The sequence below is a fragment of the Pseudomonas sp. LBUM1672 genome, from assembly GCF_059695655.1.
On sequence record NZ_CP166781.1, the window covers coordinates 3,438,378 to 3,457,047 of the forward strand.

Below are 18,670 nucleotides of genomic sequence, written 5' to 3' on the forward strand. Positions count from 1 at the left end.
CGTTGCAATGATGTGCGCCACGAACGACAAAAAGATGTCCAAATATTCCGAACAGGACCTCAGGCTCTTTCGAACTTTCCTACGTTTTCTATACCTTTTTCATCAGCTTACAGCGGATTCCTCATACATCGCCGAGCTGCCGGTGTGCTTTAGAGTGAGCCCATATTCACACCTCTGAACCACCGAGAAAAAGGAATGAACATGCTACGGAATGCAACCACTCAGTATCCAATCCTGCTGATCCACGGGCTCTTCGGCTTTGATCGCATTGGTAAAGTCGAACTCTTCCATGACGTCAAGCAGGCCCTCAGGAGTGCTGGCGCAAGAGTGTTTGTCCCCCACCTCTCGGCAACCCATAGCAACGAAGTGCGCGGCGACCAACTGTTGGCACAGATCGAACGGGTGCTGGAAGGAACCGGCGCCCGGCAAGTCAACCTGATCGGTCACAGCCAGGGCGCCCTTGCGGCGCGTTACGCTGCGGCCATCGCGCCGGAGATCATCGCGTCTGTAACTTCGGTGAGCGGCCCGAACCACGGCTCGGAACTGGCCGACTTCCTGCGCAAGGCATTGACACCCGGGCGCCTGCCGGAACACGTCGCATCCACGGTTGCAACGCTGTTTGCGGACTTTGTGTCGTTGCTCAGCGGCCACCAGGCCCTGCCGCAAAATGCCGTCGCCGCGCTGAATGCGTTGACCACCGAAGGTGTGGGCGCTTTTAACGACAAGTACCCACAAGGGCTGCCGAAAACCTGGGGTGGCAAGGGCCGCGAATTGGTTAACGGGGTGCGCTATTACTCCTGGAGCGGGATATTGCAGGGCGATCTCCTGGACAAAGGGCTGGATGCGATCGATCCGCTGCACGGTTTCCTCCAGGCCTTTTCGCGCTATTTCACCACCGAAGCAGAGCAGAATGACGGCATGGTTGGCCGCTACAGCTCCCATCTGGGCAAAGTTATCCGCTCCGACTATCCGCTGGATCATCTGGACAGCCTCAGCCAAACCGCCGGGGCACTGCGCAAGGGCATCGACCCGATTACCTTGTATGTGCAACACGCCGAGCGCCTGAGAAAGGCTGGCCTATAATCCGTGCGGAACTTTGACGAGAAATAGCCCACTGAATCCGGTAGGCTCCGCACTTTACTGAACATTGAAAGGAGTATTCTTCCATGGCTAAAGCCACTGCCCGTCACATCCTGGTTGCCTCTGAAGACAAGTGCAACGAACTCAAAGCCCAGATCGAAGGCGGCGCCGATTTCGCCGAAGTTGCCAAAGCCAACTCCACCTGCCCATCCAGCCGCCAAGGTGGTGACCTGGGTTCGTTCGGTCCAGGCCAGATGGTCAAAGAGTTCGATACCGTCGTCTTCAGCGCACCTATCAACGTAGTGCAAGGCCCGGTGAAGACCCAGTTCGGTTATCACCTGCTGGAAGTGACCAGCCGCCAGGACTGATCAGCGCCCTGGTTTTGTGTATGACGGCCCACCTTTTGGTGGGCCGTTGTGTTTCGGTTAGTAATACGGCTGGCGAGGGACGCGCCGCTAGCGTACAAATTGCGGTTATCGATCACCCGGCTCTAAGGCTGACAATGCGACTGGCTTTCCCCACTTTGTTGTTCACTGCCGTGGCCCTGCTGTTGGGCGCCACCGGTGTGAATGCTGCACCGCAACAGGCGTTGACCGTGTACGGCGAACCGGCGAAGTATCCCGCCGGCTTCAGTCATTTTGCCTACGCCAACCCGCAAGCCCCCAAGGGCGGCACGATGCGTCGCTCCGCCATCGAGATCGGGCATTTCGACCATATACTGCCGTACATCGACAAAGGCATCGGCGTCACGCAAATCGACGGTTTGCTCTACTCGCCCCTGGCCCAGCGTTCGCTGGACGAGCCCTACACCGTCTACGGTCTGGTGGCACAGAAGATGGAGCGCTCGGAGGACGGCATGTCCCTGCGCTTCTACCTGAACCCAAAGGCGCGTTTCGCCGACGGCACCCCGATCACAGCCCAGGACGTACGCTATACCTTTGACCTGCTGATGACCCAGGGCAGCCTGCGTTATCGCACCCAGTTCGCCGACGTCAAAGGCGTCGAAGTCGAAGCGCCGCTGACGGTTCGGTTCGACTTCAAAAGCAACGAAAACCGCACCCTGCCCCTCGATATCGCCACCTTGCCGGTATTTCCCGAACACTGGTGGAAGACCCGTGACTTCGCCAATGGCGGTGGTTATGAAGCACCACTGGGCAGCGGCCCGTACAAAGTGGGCAAGGTCGATTCCGGTCGCAGCATCACCTTCGAGCGCAACGCCACCTGGTGGGGCAAGGATCTGCCGGTCAGCCGCGGCCTCTATAACTTCGATCATTTCAGCATCGAGTACTTCGGCGACACCGACGTCGCACGCCAGGTCCTGCGGGGTGGCGCCTATGACTACAACCGCGAATTCTCCGCCACCGGCTACTCGATCGGCTACGAAAGCCCGGCCCTGAGCGATGGTCGACTGCAAAAAGCGCATCTGGCCAAAGAAGCCCCGCAATCGGCCCAGGGCTTTGTCTTCAACCTGCAAAACCCGATGTTCCACGACCGCCGCGTGCGCCAGGCCCTGGCCATGCTCTGGGATTTCGAGTGGAGCAATCGGCAGATGATGCGCGACCTGTACATCCGCCAGCAGAGCTTCTTTTCCAACACCGACCTCGCCGCCCGCAAACTGCCGGATGCCGGCGAGTTGGCGATTCTCGAGCCACTGCGTGGGCAGATCCCCGACGAGGTCTTCACCCAAGTCTTCGAAGCACCGAAAACCGATGGCAGCGGCCTGATTCGCGACAAGCAACTGCTGGCGCTGAACCTGCTCGAGCAAGCCGGCTGGAAACCCGATGGCGACCAACTGGTCAACGCCGAAGGCACGCCGCTGAGCTTCACCTTTCTGGTCAGCCAGAACGGCATGGACCGACTGCTATTGCCGTATAAGCGCACCTTGAAACAGATCGGCATCGACCTGAACATCCGCCGCATCGACTCCTCTCAGTACGTGAATCGCCTGATGAGCCGCGACTACGACATGATCGTCACCGGCTATCCGGTCACCACTTCCCCCGGTGGCGAGCTGTTCAACTACTTCGGCTCGATCTCGGCCAACGACCCCGGCGCCAACAACTACATGGTGCTGAAAAACCCGGCGGTCGATACGCTGATCAACGGGCTGGTGCGCGCCAACACCCAGCCAGAAATGCTGCGTTACGCCCATGCGCTGGACCGGGTGCTGCAATGGAACTACTACTGGATTCCCAACTATTACCCGCCGGGCACTTCGACGGTGTGGTGGAACCGCTTCGGCATGCCCAACGAGCAGGCCAGCAATGACGAAGCCATCGAAAGCTGGTGGGAGGTGAGCTCCACGCCGCTGACCAACCAGCAGATGACGGCCGAGAAAATCCGCCGTGGCAAACCCGGAGGGCCGCATTGATGTGGGCTTACATACTGCGGCGCCTGCTGCTGATCATCCCGACGCTGGTGATCATTCTTCTGGTCAACTTCATCATCGTCCAGGCCGCACCGGGCGGTCCGGTGGAACAGGCCATCGCGCACTTGCAAGGCATCGGCGGCGCGAGTGTCGGCGGCGGCTCCGGGGAAACCATGTCGGGCACCTCCCGGGCCAGTCGCGGCCTCGACCCGCAATTGATCAAGGACATCGAAAAGCAGTACGGCTTCGACAAGCCCGCGCACGAACGCCTGTGGCTGATGCTCACCAGCTACGCGCGCCTGGACTTCGGTAAAAGTTTTTTCCGCGGTGCGACCGTCACCGACCTGATCCTGGAAAAAATGCCGGTGACCATTTCCCTCGGGCTCTGGGCCACGCTGATCACCTATCTGGTGTCGATCCCGCTGGGCATCCGCAAGGCCGTGCACCATGGCAGTCATTTCGATATCTGGAGCAGCACCGCGATCATCATCGGCTACGCGATGCCGGCGTTCCTGTTCGCGATGTTCCTGATCGTGGTCTTCGCCGGTGGTACCTCGCTGAACTGGTTCCCGGTGCGCGGGCTGGTCTCGGACAACTTCGAATCGCTGTCGACCGTGGGCAAAATCGCCGACTACTTCTGGCACTTGGTGCTGCCGGTGACGGCGTTGGTGATTGGTGGTTTCGCCACCCTGACGATCCTCACCAAGAACTCGTTCCTCAATGAAATCACACGCCAATACGTGGTCACCGCACGGGCCAAAGGCTTGAGCGAACGACGCGTGCTGTACGGCCATGTGTTCCGTAATGCGATGCTGCTGGTGGTGTCGGGGATTCCCCAGGCGTTTATCAGCGTGTTCTTCGCCGGCTCGCTGCTGATCGAGGTAATTTTCTCGCTCGATGGCCTGGGGCGCATGAGCTATGAAGCCGCCGTGTCCCGGGACTATCCGGTGGTGTTCGGCTCGCTGTTTATCTTCACGCTATTCGGGCTCTTGATAAAACTGATCGGCGACCTGTGCTACACCTTGGTCGACCCGCGTATCGACTTCGCCGCGAGGAACGCCTGATGTTCAAGCTCTCGCCGTTAGGCCGTCGCCGCTTCGAACGCTTCAAGAAAAATCGCCGGGGCTGGTGGTCGCTGTGGCTGTTCATCGGTCTGTTTCTGCTGACGCTGGGCGGCGAATTGATCGCCAACGACAAACCGCTGGTGGTCAGTTATCAGGGCCAGTGGTACTTCCCGGTGTTCAAGCGCCACACCGAGCAGGAGTTCGGCGGGCAACTGCCGTTCCAGGCCGACTATCGCAGCGACTACGTGCAGAAGCTGATTCACAAGGACGGCGGCTGGATGCTGTTCCCGCCAATCCCGTTCAGCGATGACACGCCCAACTATGAACTCAATAAACCGGCGCCGAGCCCGCCCTCCAGCGTCAACTGGCTGGGCACCGACGACCAGTCCCGGGACGTCATGGCCCGGGTGATTTTCGGTGCGCGGGTGTCGATCCTGTTTGCGTTGATGCTGACCTTGGTCAGTGCGTTGATCGGTATCGCCGCCGGTGCGCTGCAAGGCTATTACGGCGGCTGGGTCGACCTGTTGGGTCAACGCTTGCTGGAAGTCTGGTCGGGGCTCCCGGTGCTGTACTTGCTGATCATTCTGTCGGGGTTCGTCGAACCGAATTTCTGGTGGTTGCTGGGGATCATGGCGCTGTTCTCCTGGCTGGCGCTGGTCGACGTGGTGCGCGCCGAGTTCCTGCGCGGGCGCAACCTGGAATACGTCAAGGCCGCCCGGGCACTGGGCCTTTCGGATCGAAAAGTCATCGTCCGGCATATCCTGCCCAACGCCATGAACGCGACATTGAGTTACCTGCCATTCATTCTCACCGGGGCCATCTCCACCCTCACGGCGCTGGACTTCCTCGGCTTCGGCATGCCGGCGGGCAGCGCATCGCTGGGTGAGCTGATCGGCCAGGGCAAGCAGAACCTGCAAGCGCCGTGGCTGGGGCTGACGGCGTTTTTCACCCTGGCGCTGATTCTTTCCTTATTGGTGTTTATTGGCGAGGCGTTACGCGATGCGTTTGATCCTCGATCTTGAAGCGGGACGGCTGACATGAGTACCAACCTGATCGAAATCCGTGACCTCTGCGTGGCCTTCAATGGCCAGACGGTGGTGCGCAACCTGTGCCTGGACATCCGCCCCGGTGAATGCCTGGCGTTGGTCGGTGAATCGGGCTCCGGCAAATCGGTGACCGCCCACTCGATCCTGCAACTGCTGCCCGAGACCGGCACCCAAACCACTGGCAGCATTCGCTATCGCGGCAAGGAACTGCTCGGCGCTCCGACCAAGGTGTTGCGTGAGTTGCGCGGCAACCGGATCGCGATGATCTTCCAGGAACCGATGACCTCGCTCAATCCGTTGCACAGCATCGAAAAACAGATCGGCGAAACCCTGCTGGTGCATAAAGGCCTGACGGGCAAAGCGGCGCAAGCGCGGATTCTGGAATTGCTGCAACTGGTGGGTATCCAGAAGCCCAAGGAACGGCTCAAGGCCTACCCCCACCAGCTGTCCGGTGGCCAACGGCAACGGGTGATGATCGCCATGGCCCTGGCCTGCGAGCCGCAGTTGCTGATCGCCGACGAACCCACCACGGCGCTGGACGTGACGGTGCAGCGCAAGATTCTGATTCTGCTCAAGTCCCTGCAACAGCGGCTCGGCATGTCGCTGCTGTTGATCAGCCACGACCTCAATCTGGTGCGCAGCATCGCCCAGCGCGTGTGCGTGATGAAGGCCGGGGAAATCGTCGAAGAGGCCACGTGCGAAACGATCTTCACCGAGCCGAAGCACCCCTACAGCTGCGTGCTGCTGAACGCCGAACCGGAAGGCGAAGCCCTGCCTCGGGACGAGCGCGAGAACGTGCTGGAAGTGGACAATCTGCGCGTGCAATTCGCCCTTGGTGGCGGGCTGTTCCAGCGCAAGACTTACCTGAACGCGGTGGACGGCATCAGCCTTAACATTCAACGCGGCAAAACGTTGGGCATCGTCGGCGAGTCCGGCTCGGGCAAGTCGACGCTGGGTCAGGCGATCCTGCGCTTGCTCGATTCCGAAGGCAGCATTCGCTTTCAGGGCGAGGCGCTGGACGGCCTGACGCAAAAGCAGCTACGGCCATGGCGCAAGAAAATGCAGGTGGTGTTCCAGGACCCCTTCGGCAGTCTCAGCCCGCGCATGTCAGTGGCGCAGATCATCAGCGAAGGGCTTGAAGTGCATAGTCAGCTGACCGCTGAAGAGTGCAAAGCCGAAGTGATTCGCGCGCTGGAAGAAGTCGGGCTCGACCCGCAAAGCCGCAATCGTTATCCCCACGAGTTCTCCGGCGGCCAGCGTCAGCGCATCGCCATTGCCCGGGCGCTGGTGCTGAAACCGGCACTGATCCTGCTCGATGAACCGACCTCGGCGCTGGATCGCACGGTGCAGAAACAAGTGGTCGCCCTGCTCCGCCAGCTTCAGGAAAAACACGGACTGACCTATCTGTTCATCAGCCATGACCTGGCGGTGGTGCGCGCGCTGGCCCACGACATGATCGTGATCAAGGACGGCAAAGTGGTGGAAAGCGGCGCCAGCCATAACGTGTTCGATTCACCGCAGCATCCGTACACCAAAGAGCTGTTGGCGGCGGCGCATACGCGGTAGGCACAGGACCGCGTCGCCTCAATCGCCAGCAGGCTAGCTCCCACATTGAATCGCGGTCCACTGTGGGAGCTAGCCTGCTAGCGATAGGGCCCGCCAAGACAACACATATTCTGGATCTGACCTCTATGAACACCACCGAAAACCTCAAGGATTACCAGCGCGTTCGCCTGCTGGCGATCCGTTCGCTGTTCGAAATCATCGAGCAATCGAGCGAAGGCACGGTGATTGTCGACCGCGACGCGAACATCGTCTGGATGAACGAGCGTTATGCCCGGCGTTTCGGCCTTGAGTCCGCCGAAGTGGCCATCGGCAAGGCCTGCGAAAGCGTGATCCCCGGCAGCCTGTTGCGCGAAGTCGTGCGCACCGGCCGGCCGATCTTGCTGGACATGCAGGACACGCCGAAAGAACCCCTGGTGGTGATGCGCCTGCCAATCCATGACGACGCCGGCGCGGTGATCGGCGCCATCGGTTTTGCGCTGTTCGACGAGTTGCACAGCCTGTCGCCCATGCTCAAACGCTACCTGAGCATGCAGGAAGAACTGGCCTCCACCCGCTCGTTGCTGCGGTCGCGGCAGACCAAGTACAACTTCGCCCACTTCATCGGCACCAGTGCCGCCAGCCTCGAAGTCAAACGTCGCGCCCGGCGCAGTGCCAGTGCCGAGTCGCCGGTGCTGTTGCTCGGCGAAACCGGCACCGGCAAGGAGTTGCTGGCCCAGGCGATCCACGGCGCTTCGCCGCGCGCGCACAAAGCCTTCGTCAGCATCAACAGCGCGGCGATTCCCGAGTCGTTGCTGGAAGCCGAGTTCTTCGGTACCGCGCCCGGCGCCTTCACCGGCGCCGATCGCAAGGGCCGCGCCGGCAAGTTGCAGATCGCTCAGGGCGGCACGCTGTTTCTTGATGAAATCGGCGACATGCCGCTGCCGCTGCAAAGCAAGTTGCTGCGCGTGTTGCAGGAAAAGGAATTCGAGCCGGTCGGCTCCAATGAAGTGATCCAGAGTGATGTGCGGGTGATCGCGGCGACCTCCACCGATCTGGAAGCAGCGATCAAGCGTGGCGAATTTCGCGCCGATTTGTATTACCGACTCAACGTGCTGCCGATCAACGTGCCGCCCCTGCGCGATCGCCTCGATGACGTGCCGGCGCTCAGCGAAGCGATCCTTGAGGAACTGCGCAGCCAGCATGAACTGAACCGCGAAGCGTTGGATCTGCTGGGGCAGCATGCCTGGCCGGGGAATATTCGCGAACTGCGCAATGTGCTGGAACGCGCGGCGCTGCTCAGTGATGACCTGGTGCTGAATGCGGGGGATATTCGCGCAGCAATCGGGACGTTTACCCCGGTAGAGCGTGTGGCGCCGAGGGTGATGGAGGCAGTTGCGCATGAGACATTCAGTGAGGCGCGGGAGCGGTTTGACCGGCAATTGATTGAAACGGCCCTGGCGCAATGCGGGGGCAAAGTCATAGAAGCGGCTGCGCGGTTGGGGCTGGGGCGGTCTACTTTGTATAAGAAGATGGTGGCGTTGGGGATTGTTGAGTCTCTATAGAGAGACATTGGTCTCTATTGGTAGATAGGGCCTCTTCGCGGGCAAGCCCGCTCCCACAGGGTTTGCGCCGAGCCATAAATTCAAAGGCAACCAAAAAACCTGTGGGAGCGTGGCTTGCCCGCGAAGACGTCCGTACAGCCACTACAAATCTCTAAAAAGAGACAAATAGTTCAAAACCGCCTCACAAATAAATAAATATCCTTATATTTCAACACCTTAAACAAATGGCACGAATCTCGCTAAAGCCCTCTCCCACAAAAGATCCACCCACAAAAATAACAATCCAGGAGACACACCATGAGTGTGATCATTGCCTTGGCAGCCCTCACGCTGCTGATGCTCGCGGCCTACCGTGGCTACAGCGTTATTCTCTTCGCCCCGATTGCCGCCCTCGGCGCTGTCTTGCTCACTGACCCGTCCGCCGTCGCCCCTGCCTTTACCGGGGTGTTCATGGAGAAAATGGTCGGCTTCATCAAACTGTATTTCCCGGTGTTCCTGCTCGGCGCGGTGTTCGGCAAGCTGATCGAGCTGTCGGGTTTCTCGCGCTCGATCGTCGCGGCAGCGATTCGCCTGCTCGGCACCCGCCAGGCGATGCTGGTGATCGTGCTGGTCTGCGCACTTCTGACTTACGGCGGCGTGTCGCTGTTTGTGGTGGTGTTCGCGGTCTATCCGTTTGCCGCTGAAATGTTCCGCCAGAGCAACATTCCCAAGCGTCTGATCCCGGCGACCATCGCCCTCGGTGCGTTCTCGTTCACCATGGACGCCCTGCCCGGCACCCCGCAGATCCAGAACATCATCCCCAGCACCTTCTTCAACACCACCGCGTGGGCGGCGCCGTGGCTGGGTGTGATCGGCGCGATCTTCGTGTTCAGCGCCGGCATGCTGTTTCTCCAGCGCCAGCGCAACAAGGCTCAGGCCTCCGGTGAAGGCTATGGCACCGAACTGCGCAACGAGCCTGAAACCGCGCCCGACATCAAACTGCCGAACCCGTGGATCGCCCTCTCGCCGCTGCTGGCCGTGGGCATCATGAACCTGCTGTTTACCCAGTGGATTCCGCAGTGGTACGGCAAGACCCACAGCCTTGCGCTGCCGGGCATGGCCGCGCCGGTGACCACCGAAATCGCCAAGCTCACGGCGATCTGGGCGGTCCAGGCCGCCTTGCTCGTGGGCATCATCATGGTGCTGGTGTTCGGCTTCAAGGCGATTCGCGGCAAGCTGGCCGAAGGCAGTCGCAGCGCTGTCGGCGGTTCGCTGCTGGCGGCGATGAACACCGCATCGGAATACGGCTTTGGTGCGGTGATTGCTTCCTTGCCAGGGTTCCTGGTATTAGCCGATTGGCTCAAGAGCATTCCCAATCCGCTGGTCAACGAAGCGATCACCGTGACCCTTCTTGCCGGCATCACCGGTTCAGCGTCGGGCGGCATGAGCATTGCGCTGGCGGCCATGGCCAATGACTTCATCGCAGCGGCCCACGCGGCCAACATCCCGCTGGAAGTGCTGCACCGGGTGGCCTCGATGGCCAGCGGCGGCATGGACACCCTGCCGCACAACGGCGCGGTGATTACCCTGCTGGCGGTGACCGGCCTGACCCACCGCGAAGCCTACAAAGACATTTTCTGTATTACGCTGATCAAGACCCTGGCGGTCTTTGTGGTGATCGGTACTTTCTACGCCACTGGCATTGTGTGAGGTATTCATGACGACTCTTTCGGGCAAGACTGCACTGGTCACCGGCTCCACCAGCGGCATCGGCCTGGGCATCGCCCTGAGCCTGGCCAAGGCTGGCGCCAATCTGATCCTCAACGGTTTCGGCGATGCTTCCAAAGTGATTGCCGAGGTTGAGCAATTCGGTGGCAAGGTCGGCCATCACCCGGCCGACGTCAGCGATCCGGCGCAGATCGCCGACATGATCGCCTACGCCGAGCGTGAGTTCGGTGGCGTGGATATTCTGGTGAACAATGCCGGGATCCAGCATGTGTCGCCAGTGGAAGACTTTCCCGTGGAGCGCTGGGATTCGATCATTGCAATCAACCTGTCGTCGGTGTTCCACAGCACCCGCTTGAGCCTGCCGGGCATGCGCGCCAAGGGTTGGGGACGGATCATCAACATCGCTTCGGTGCACGGCCAGGTCGGATCGGTGGGTAAGGCTGCATACGTGGCCGCCAAGCATGGTGTGATCGGCTTGACCAAAGTGGTCGGGCTGGAAACGGCAACGACCAATGTGACCTGCAACGCCATTTGCCCGGGTTGGGTATTGACTCCGCTGGTGCAGAAGCAGATTGATGATCGCATTGCCAAAGGCACCGACCTGCAACAGGCGCAGCATGATTTGCTGGCCGAAAAGCAGCCGTCGCTGGAGTTCGTCACGCCGCCGCAACTGGGTGAACTGGTGTTGTTCTTGTGCAGTGAGGCCGGCAGCCAGGTGCGTGGCGCGGCGTGGAATATTGATGGTGGGTGGTTGGCGCAGTAATTAGTCACCCCCCTGTGGCGAGGGAGCTTGCTCCCGCTGGGTGGCGAAGCCGCCCCAAATGGGTTGCACCAGCCTATTTACGTCTGCTGCGCAGCCGAGCGGGAGCAAGCTCCCTCGCCACAGAAGCCTGCTCCACAGTAGCCTGTGTGTACGCATAAGAACAAAGAGGCAAGCCATGTCCGACATCCTCTGGCAACCCAGCGCCGAGCGCATCAACAAAACCCGCATGGACGCCTTCCGGCGCTTCGTCATAAAGCGGCACAACATCCACCTCGACGACTACCCCGCCCTGCACCAATGGTCGATCGATCAGCGGGTCGCATTCTGGCAGGCGATCGTCGACTTCTTCGACATCCGTTTCCACGATCAACCGGACACGGTGCTGCTGGAAGGCCTGCAAATGCCCAGCGCCCAGTGGTTCCCTGGCGCCACGCTTAATTTCGCCGAGCACCTGATGCGCCGTCGCGACGATGCCATCGCGGTGATTGCCATTGGCGAGAACGGCCAACGTGAACACCTGACCTGGGCTGAACTGGCCGAGCATGTCGCCGGTTTTCAAAACAGCCTGAAAGCCGCCGGCGTCGGCCTCGGCGACCGGGTCGCTGCGTGCATGCCCAACACCTGGCAAACCCTGGTGGCCATGCTCGGCACCACCAGCCTGGGGGCAATCTGGTCCTGCTCATCGCCGGACTTCGGCACTCAGGGCGTCATCGACCGCTTCGGTCAGATCGAACCGAAAGTGCTCATCACCTGCGCCGGTTACCGCTACGCGGGCAAGGACATCGACCAGACCACCAAGGCCAATGAAATCCTCGAACGCCTGCCCTCCTTGCAACAGTTGATCGTGGTGCCGTATGCCCGGCCACAGGCACACATCGAGCAGTTCCACACCCGGGCCAACGTAACGCTGTGGGATGATTTCTACGACATCGGCGGCGAGCCGGATTTCGTCCCCGTGCCTTTCGCCCGTCCGCTGTACATCCTTTATTCCAGCGGCACCACCGGCGTGCCGAAATGCATCGTCCACAGCACCGGCGGCGTGCTGCTGCAACACGTCAAGGAACACGGCCTGCATTGTGATCTCGGCCCCGGTGACCGACTGTTCTACTACACCACCTGCGGCTGGATGATGTGGAACTGGCTGGTCTCGGCCCTGGCCGTGGGCAGCGCAGTGGTGCTGTACGACGGCTCGCCGTTTCATCCAGAGCCTCAGCGTTTGATCGACCTGATCGACGATGAACGCATCAGCGTCTTCGGCACCAGCCCCAAGTTCCTCGCGACCCTCGAAACCAACGGCGTCAAACCGCGCGAGAGCCATGACCTGACCAGCCTGAAAACCTTGCTTTGCACCGGATCCGCCCTATCGCCGCAGAGCTACGATTACGTCTACCGCGATTTCAAGAGCGACCTGTGCCTGGCCTCAATGTCCGGCGGTACCGACATCGTTTCCTGCTTTGTGAACAGCAACCCTTTTGAACCGGTGCGCCGTGGCGAAATCCAGGGCAAGAGCCTGGGCATGGCGGTTGAAGTCTGGAACGACGACGGTAAACCTGTGATCGGCGAAAAAGGCGAGCTGGTCTGTACCCGGCACTTCCCTGCAATGCCCATCGGCTTCTGGAATGACCCACAGCAAGAAAAGCTGCACGCTTCATATTTCAGTCAGTTCCACGGCGTCTGGGCCCAAGGCGATTACGCCGAACAACTGCCCCACGGCGCGATGATGATCCACGGGCGCTCGGACGCGGTGCTGAACCCTGGCGGCGTGCGCATCGGCACGGCGGAAATCTACCGTCAGGTGGAAAAAGTTCCGCAGGTGCTGGACAGCGTGGCCATCGGTCAGCAGTGGCAGGATGACGTGCGGGTGGTGCTGTTCGTTAAGTTGCGCGACGGTGTCGAACTCGATGAAGCACTGCAGCAGCAGATTCGCCAGGTCATCCGCGCCAACACCACGCCCCGGCACGTACCGGCGAAGATTGTCGCGGTGACCGATATTCCGCGGACCATCAGCGGCAAAGTCGTCGAATTGGCGGTGAGGAACGTGGTGCATGGGCAGAAGGTGAAAAACACCGATGCGCTGGCCAATCCCGAAGCGCTGGAACAATTCCGCAACCGCCGCGAACTCCAAACCTGAAGAAGATCCACTGTGGGAGCGGGCTTGCTCGCGAAGGCGGAGTATCAGCCAGCATCAACGTAGGCTGACACACCGCTTTCGCGAGCAAGCCCGCTCCCACATTTGATGGATTTCAGTCCATTAATCCCCACTCTCCCGAGGGCGGTTGAGTCGGCGGTGACGCATCGCTATGCAACTTCAGCCGCAAGCGCAAGTTGTTCACCGAATCCGCATGCTTCAACGCTTCCTCCTCATTGATCGCCCCTTCGACAACCAACGCATACAGCGCACCGTCAAACGTCTGCATCCCCAATTCCAGCGATTTCTCCATGATCCCCTTCAGCTCGGCAAACTCATTGCGCCGGATCAGGTCACCGATGGTCGGTGTCCCCAGCATCACCTCCACCGCCGCCCGGCGCTGCCCGTCGCGGGTACGCACCAATCGTTGGGACACGAATGCTTTGAGGTTGTTGCCCAGATCATGCAGCAGCTGCGTATGTCGCTCCTCAGGGAAGAAATTGATGATGCGGTCCAGCGCCTGATTGGCGTTGTGCGCGTGCAAGGTGGAAATCACCAGATGACCGGTATCGGCAAATGCCAGCGCATGCTCCATGGTTTCGCGGTCGCGGATTTCGCCGATCAAGACGACGTCCGGCGCCTGACGCAGGGTGTTTTTCAGGGCAGCATGAAAACTGCGAGTATCGACGCCGACCTCACGCTGGTTAATGATCGACTTCTTGTGCCGGTGAATGTACTCGATCGGGTCTTCGATGGTGACGATATGGCCACTGCTGTGACGGTTGCGGTGATCGATCAGCGCCGCCAGGGAGGTCGACTTGCCGCAATCGGTGGCGCCGACAAACAGCATCAGGCCTTGTTTGAGCATCACGGTTTCGAGCAGCACCGCCGGCAACTTGAGGTCTTCGAAGCGCGGAATGTCGAGCTTGATGTTGCGTGCCACGATTGACACATCGTTGCGTTGCTTGAAGATGTTGACCCGAAAGCGCCCGACACCTGCCAGGGAGATCGCCAGGTTCATCTCCAGTTCGCGATCGAACTCCAGACGTTGTTCGGCGTCCATGATGGACTCGGCAATGGCTGCGACTTCCCCCGGTTTGAACGGTTGATCGGTCAGCGGTTTGAGCACGCCGTCGAACCGTGCACTGGGTGGCGCGCCGGGGGAGAGATAGAGATCGGATCCGTTCCGGTCAGCCAGTATCTGCAACAGTGCATCGATTTCCATGGCAAAAAGCACCCGCGAAGCATTCAATGAAAAAACAATGACCCCAAACAGGTCATCCAGCGTCTACCGCCCTCCAAGGATAGTAGACGCCGCCACACCGACTTAAGCGCAGGACAATTTGATGAACGCATCACCGACGGGCAGCGATGCCCAGGCCTTGATCGCCAGACTGGACTGGACACGCACCCCGCTGGGCGCTGCCAGTACCTGGCCACAGAGCCTGCGCACCGCGGTGGACATCGTGATTCACTCACCGATGCCCATGCTCTTGCTGTGGGGCCCGCAGCTCACGCAGATCTACAACGACGGCTTCGCCCTGCTTGCCGGCAGCAAGCATCCACACGCTTTCGGACAACCGACGCACCAGATCTGGCCTGAACTCCAAGACTTTACCGACCCCATTTACAGCGCCGTCCTACAAGGACAGGTGCGAACCTACAGCGAACAACGCTTTACCTTGCAGCGCGACGAAGGTGATTCCGACTTCTGGCTCGACCTGACCTACAGCCCGATTCGCGATGAAAACGCTCAGGTCGCCGGCATTCTGGTCACCGCCATCGAAACCAATGAACGCCGCCGCATCGCGCTGGAACTGGAACAGCGTTCAGCCGCGAGCCTCAAGGCCCAGCACGAAACCGAAGAGCGCCTGCAACTGGCACTGGCAGCCACCGACGCCGTCGGAACCTGGGACTGGGACATTGGCGAAGACCGCTTCATTGCCGACACCCACTTCGCCGAATTGCACAACATCGACCCGCTGCTCGCCAGTCAGTTGCCCATCAGTGCCTACCTACAGGCCGTGCACCCGGAAGACCGCGCGATGGTCGCCCGCAGCATCAAATATTCCATTACCCACGGCACGGAATACGCCGAGGAATATCGGCTGCTGCGACCCGACGGCCACCTGCGCTGGGTGTTTGCCCGCGGTCGATGCTACAAGGACCACCACGGCCGGCCGATTCGGTTCCTCGGCGCCGCGCTGGACCTGACCGAACGTAAACTCACCGAGCAAGCCCTGCGCCAGAGCCAGACCGAGCTGCAACTGATCATCAACGCCATGCCCATCCTGATCAGCTACGTGGACAGCGAAGAGCGCTTTCGCTTGAACAACGCCGCTTATCTCGACTGGTATGGCCTGACGCCCCAGGAACTCTACGGCCGGACCATTCGTGAAGTGTTGGGCGAAGAAGCCTATGCCTTGCGCGCCGAGCACATCGCCTTGGCACTGACGGGCAAGTCCTGCTGTTTCAGCATCAGCACCCCGCACCGGGACGGCAGCATCCGCCATGCCCTGATGAATTATTTGCCGCGCCACGGTGCCGACGGGGCGGTGAATGGTTTTTACATCTTCGTGATCGACGAAACCGAGCGCAAACAGACCGAAGAAGCCCTGCGCAATCTCAACGAAACCCTTGAGGAACGGGTCGCCGCCCGTACCCAGCAACTGGCCGAAGCCAACCAGCGGCTGCAAAACGAGATGTTCGAACGTGAGCGCGCCGAAGATGCCCTTCGCCATGCGCAGAAGATGGAAGCGGTCGGGCAGCTCACCGGCGGCATCGCCCACGACTTCAACAACATGCTGACCGGGATTATCGGCAGCCTCGACCTGATGCAGCGCTATATCGCTGACGGGCGCGCCGCCGAGATTGGCCGCTTCACCGAAGCCGCCGTGTCTTCTGCCAACCGAGCCGCAGCCCTGACGCATCGCTTGCTGGCGTTCTCCCGGCGCCAGTCGCTGGATCGCAAACCGCTGAATGCCAATGCGCTGGTGCACTCCCTGGAAGATTTGTTCAGCCGAACCAAGGGCGACCACATCGAGCTCAAACTGCTGCTGGCCGACGAGGTGTGGCCGGTGAGCACCGACGTCAGTCAACTGGAAAACGCTCTGCTCAACCTCGTCATCAACGCCCGGGACGCCATGCCCGATGGCGGCGAGTTGTTGATCGAAACCGCCAACGTGTACCTCGACGGCAGCGACATCACCACACTGGAACCGGTCAAGGCCGGGGATTACGTGATGATTGCCGTCAGCGATAACGGCACCGGGATGACACCGTCGGTGCTGGCCAAGGCTTTTGACCCGTTCTTCACCACCAAACCCATCGGCCAGGGTACCGGCCTGGGCTTGTCGATGATTTACGGGTTTGCCCAGCAATCGGGCGGGCATGTCAGCCTGTTCAGTTTGCCGGGCAAGGGCACCAGCGTTCGCCTGTACTTGCCGCGGTTTTATGCCATGGAACCGGAAAACGTGCTGATGCCGTTGACGGGCGAAGCGCCGCCAGCGATTGCCGGTGAGACCGTGGTGTTAGTGGAAGATGACCCGGCAGTGCGCATGCTGGTGCTCGACCTCCTCAACGAGCTGGGCTATCACGCCCACGAAGCCGAGGACGCGAAGACCGCCTTGCCCTTGCTGGAATCCAACCTGCGGGTCGATCTGCTGGTGACCGACGTCGGCTTGCCGGGAATGAACGGTCGACAGCTGGCAGAAATCGCGCGTCAGCACCGCCCCGAACTCAAAGTGTTGTTCATGACCGGTTACGCGGAGAAAGCCGCCGAGCGCCAGGGCTTCCTGGAAGAAGGCATGGACATGGTGGCCAAACCGTTTTCCATCGACCTGCTGGCCAACAAGATTCGCACGATGATCGGCCAACCGTAGTGAGTTGAGGCATAATCGCGCGCCCCCGCCGTCACCAATGTTGCAAGGTACGCCCCATGAAAGCTCAAGCCCGCCATATTCTGGTGAAAACCTCGGAAGAAGCCGAGCAGCTCAAACAACGCATCGCCAAGGGCGAAGCCTTTGATGTGCTGGCCAAGAAATACTCCACCTGTCCGTCCGGCAAACGCGGCGGCGATCTGGGTGAAGTGCGGCCTGGGCAGATGGTCGGGGTGATCGACGCGGTGATCTTCAAAAAACCGCTGCGCGTGGTGCATGGGCCGATCAAGAGCAAGTTCGGGTATCACCTGGTGCAGGTGTTTTACCGGGATTGATTGGGTTGCCTGAGGCCTCTGTGGTGAGGGGATTTATCCCCGTTGGACTGCGCAGCAGTCCCATCTTTTGGGGCCGCTGCGCGACCCAGCGGGGATAAATCCCCTCGCCACAAATACATCCCTTCATCCAGATACACCCCTTCACCACAGGGTTGCATTTCAATCTTTGGGGATAAGCGCTCCAGGCACTTGAATCACCCGACTTGCCAACCGATGCCCCGCCTCCGCTGCCTCAACCGCGCTCCCACCCTTGAGCCGACTGGCCAGATACGCCGCACTGAAGGAATCCCCCGCCGCCGTGGTGTCCACCACCCGCTCGACCTTCTGCGCCGGCACCTCGAACGACTCGCCAGCACAGCGAATCAGACACGCCTCGGCACCGCGCTTGAGCACCACTTCCGGTGTGCCAATCTGTTCGTAAGCGGCGAACACCGCCTCGCAATCGGAAAAATGAAACAGCGCTTGCTCGTCATCGACGGTCAACAACGCCAGATCAACATAGGGCAGGACGCTGCGATAAGCTGCCCGCGCCTCTTCGACTGACGCCCACAGGCGCGGCCGGTAGTTGTTGTCGAAGACGATCCGCGCATCCCGCTGCCGGGCCTCGATCAGGGTTTCCAGCAACTTCTCCCGACCTTGCACGCCGAGCACCGCCAAGGTAATGCCGCTGAAATACAGCACGTCGTAATCCGGCAGCGCGGCCAGGATCGGCGCGGCGGGCGGGGTGGTGAAGCAGTCGCGCACGGCCGCTTCGTTGCGCCAATAGAGGAAACGTCGCTCGCCAGCCGCATCGGTCTGGATGCAGTACAAACCGGGCAGTCGCCCGGGCAGGCGCTGGACCATGCCGAGCCCGATGTTTTCATCGGCCCAGGTCTGGCACATGGCATCGCTGAAACTGTCGTCGCCCAGCGCGGTGACGTAATCGACGACGCCGCTCGCGCCCAGTTCCCGGGACAAATAGACCGCGGTGTTGAGGGTATCGCCGCCGAAGCTTTGTTGCAGCGTGCCGTCGGCGCGTTGTTGCAGCTCGATCATGCACTCGCCGATCAGGGCGATGCGCGGGATGTTGGGGCCGAGGGTGTTGATGGTGTTCATTGTTGTGGGGTCTCTGGTATTGCGGTGTTGTCTGGTCGGGCGACTTCGCGAGCAAGCCCGCTCCCACAGGGATCTTGTGAACACTGAAGATCTAATGTG

Annotated in this window: 14 protein-coding genes; 12 read left to right on the top strand and 2 right to left on the bottom strand. The window is 60.6% G+C overall.

The window, feature by feature from the left end; translation table 11 throughout:
- Positions 1–201 precede the first annotated feature (201 nt).
- The 10 genes from ACA053_RS15605 (at position 202) to ACA053_RS15650 (ending at position 13,266) form a co-directional block, all read left to right on the top strand.
- A complete protein-coding gene (locus ACA053_RS15605) occupies positions 202–1,083 on the top strand; it encodes a lipase family alpha/beta hydrolase (protein WP_497311669.1) in 882 nt (293 codons plus the stop codon).
- A gap of 83 nt (positions 1,084–1,166) precedes the next feature.
- Positions 1,167–1,448 (top strand): peptidylprolyl isomerase, encoded by a 282-nt coding sequence (locus tag ACA053_RS15610; RefSeq protein WP_003445034.1) that lies wholly within the window; start codon positions 1,167–1,169, stop codon positions 1,446–1,448.
- Positions 1,449–1,582: 134 nt separating this feature from the next.
- Positions 1,583–3,451, top strand: coding sequence for an extracellular solute-binding protein (locus ACA053_RS15615; RefSeq protein ID WP_497311670.1), 1,869 nt, complete (start codon positions 1,583–1,585; stop codon positions 3,449–3,451).
- Positions 3,451–4,512 (top strand): microcin C ABC transporter permease YejB, encoded by a 1,062-nt coding sequence (locus tag ACA053_RS15620; RefSeq protein ID WP_438657734.1) that lies wholly within the window; start codon positions 3,451–3,453, stop codon positions 4,510–4,512. Before ACA053_RS15615 ends, ACA053_RS15620 begins: the two co-directional genes overlap by 1 nt.
- Positions 4,512–5,534, top strand: coding sequence for an ABC transporter permease (locus ACA053_RS15625; RefSeq protein WP_497393015.1), 1,023 nt, complete (start codon positions 4,512–4,514; stop codon positions 5,532–5,534). The genes ACA053_RS15620 and ACA053_RS15625 overlap by 1 nt, the downstream gene beginning before the upstream one ends.
- Positions 5,535–5,549: 15 nt before the next feature.
- The gene (locus ACA053_RS15630) at positions 5,550–7,124 is read left to right on the top strand and encodes an ABC transporter ATP-binding protein (RefSeq protein ID WP_497393016.1); all 1,575 of its coding nucleotides are present in this window, start codon (positions 5,550–5,552) and stop codon (positions 7,122–7,124) included.
- A gap of 125 nt (positions 7,125–7,249) precedes the next feature.
- Complete coding sequence (locus ACA053_RS15635) at positions 7,250–8,665, top strand: sigma-54 interaction domain-containing protein (protein WP_497393017.1); 1,416 nt, start codon at positions 7,250–7,252, stop codon at positions 8,663–8,665.
- A gap of 297 nt (positions 8,666–8,962) precedes the next feature.
- The gene (locus ACA053_RS15640; protein ID WP_109632035.1) at positions 8,963–10,354 is read left to right on the top strand and encodes a GntP family permease; all 1,392 of its coding nucleotides are present in this window, start codon (positions 8,963–8,965) and stop codon (positions 10,352–10,354) included.
- A gap of 7 nt (positions 10,355–10,361) precedes the next feature.
- On the top strand, positions 10,362–11,135 hold the full coding sequence (gene hbdH, locus ACA053_RS15645) for a 3-hydroxybutyrate dehydrogenase (RefSeq protein ID WP_497393018.1): 774 nt from the start codon (positions 10,362–10,364) through the stop codon (positions 11,133–11,135).
- Positions 11,136–11,310: 175 nt separating this feature from the next.
- Positions 11,311–13,266, top strand: coding sequence for an acetoacetate--CoA ligase (locus tag ACA053_RS15650; RefSeq protein WP_497311673.1), 1,956 nt, complete (start codon positions 11,311–11,313; stop codon positions 13,264–13,266).
- Positions 13,267–13,378: 112 nt separating this feature from the next.
- Here ACA053_RS15650 and ACA053_RS15655 read toward each other — a convergent pair whose 3' ends face one another.
- Complete coding sequence (locus tag ACA053_RS15655; RefSeq protein ID WP_497393019.1) at positions 13,379–14,488, bottom strand: PilT/PilU family type 4a pilus ATPase; 1,110 nt, start codon at positions 14,486–14,488, stop codon at positions 13,379–13,381.
- A 121-nt stretch (positions 14,489–14,609) separates the two neighbouring features.
- Here ACA053_RS15655 and ACA053_RS15660 point away from each other — a divergent pair, with 121 nt between their 5' ends.
- A complete protein-coding gene (locus ACA053_RS15660; RefSeq protein ID WP_497393020.1) occupies positions 14,610–17,144 on the top strand; it encodes a hybrid sensor histidine kinase/response regulator in 2,535 nt (844 codons plus the stop codon).
- Between the two features lie 56 nt (positions 17,145–17,200).
- Positions 17,201–17,476 carry a peptidylprolyl isomerase gene (locus tag ACA053_RS15665; protein WP_007898282.1) on the top strand — a complete coding sequence of 92 codons (276 nt, stop codon included), beginning with the start codon at positions 17,201–17,203 and terminating at the stop codon, positions 17,474–17,476.
- Between the two features lie 159 nt (positions 17,477–17,635).
- Here ACA053_RS15665 and ACA053_RS15670 read toward each other — a convergent pair whose 3' ends face one another.
- Positions 17,636–18,571 carry a sugar kinase gene (locus ACA053_RS15670; RefSeq protein ID WP_497393021.1) on the bottom strand — a complete coding sequence of 312 codons (936 nt, stop codon included), beginning with the start codon at positions 18,569–18,571 and terminating at the stop codon, positions 17,636–17,638.
- Between the last annotated feature and the right edge of the window lie 99 nt (positions 18,572–18,670).

Excerpts from the sequence above, each read along its gene's own strand:
- ACA053_RS15605 (WP_497311669.1), top strand. The coding sequence starts at position 202 with ATGCTACGGAATGCAACCACTCAGTATCCAATCCTGCTGATCCACGGG.
- ACA053_RS15610 (WP_003445034.1), top strand. The coding sequence starts at position 1,167 with ATGGCTAAAGCCACTGCCCGTCACATCCTGGTTGCCTCTGAAGACAAG.
- ACA053_RS15615 (WP_497311670.1), top strand. The coding sequence starts at position 1,583 with ATGCGACTGGCTTTCCCCACTTTGTTGTTCACTGCCGTGGCCCTGCTG.
- ACA053_RS15620 (WP_438657734.1), top strand. The coding sequence starts at position 3,451 with ATGTGGGCTTACATACTGCGGCGCCTGCTGCTGATCATCCCGACGCTG.
- ACA053_RS15625 (WP_497393015.1), top strand. The coding sequence starts at position 4,512 with ATGTTCAAGCTCTCGCCGTTAGGCCGTCGCCGCTTCGAACGCTTCAAG.
- ACA053_RS15630 (WP_497393016.1), top strand. The coding sequence starts at position 5,550 with ATGAGTACCAACCTGATCGAAATCCGTGACCTCTGCGTGGCCTTCAAT.
- ACA053_RS15635 (WP_497393017.1), top strand. The coding sequence starts at position 7,250 with ATGAACACCACCGAAAACCTCAAGGATTACCAGCGCGTTCGCCTGCTG.
- ACA053_RS15640 (WP_109632035.1), top strand. The coding sequence starts at position 8,963 with ATGAGTGTGATCATTGCCTTGGCAGCCCTCACGCTGCTGATGCTCGCG.
- hbdH (WP_497393018.1), top strand. The coding sequence starts at position 10,362 with ATGACGACTCTTTCGGGCAAGACTGCACTGGTCACCGGCTCCACCAGC.
- ACA053_RS15650 (WP_497311673.1), top strand. The coding sequence starts at position 11,311 with ATGTCCGACATCCTCTGGCAACCCAGCGCCGAGCGCATCAACAAAACC.
- ACA053_RS15655 (WP_497393019.1), bottom strand. The coding sequence starts at position 14,488 with ATGGAAATCGATGCACTGTTGCAGATACTGGCTGACCGGAACGGATCC.
- ACA053_RS15660 (WP_497393020.1), top strand. The coding sequence starts at position 14,610 with ATGAACGCATCACCGACGGGCAGCGATGCCCAGGCCTTGATCGCCAGA.
- ACA053_RS15665 (WP_007898282.1), top strand. The coding sequence starts at position 17,201 with ATGAAAGCTCAAGCCCGCCATATTCTGGTGAAAACCTCGGAAGAAGCC.
- ACA053_RS15670 (WP_497393021.1), bottom strand. The coding sequence starts at position 18,571 with ATGAACACCATCAACACCCTCGGCCCCAACATCCCGCGCATCGCCCTG.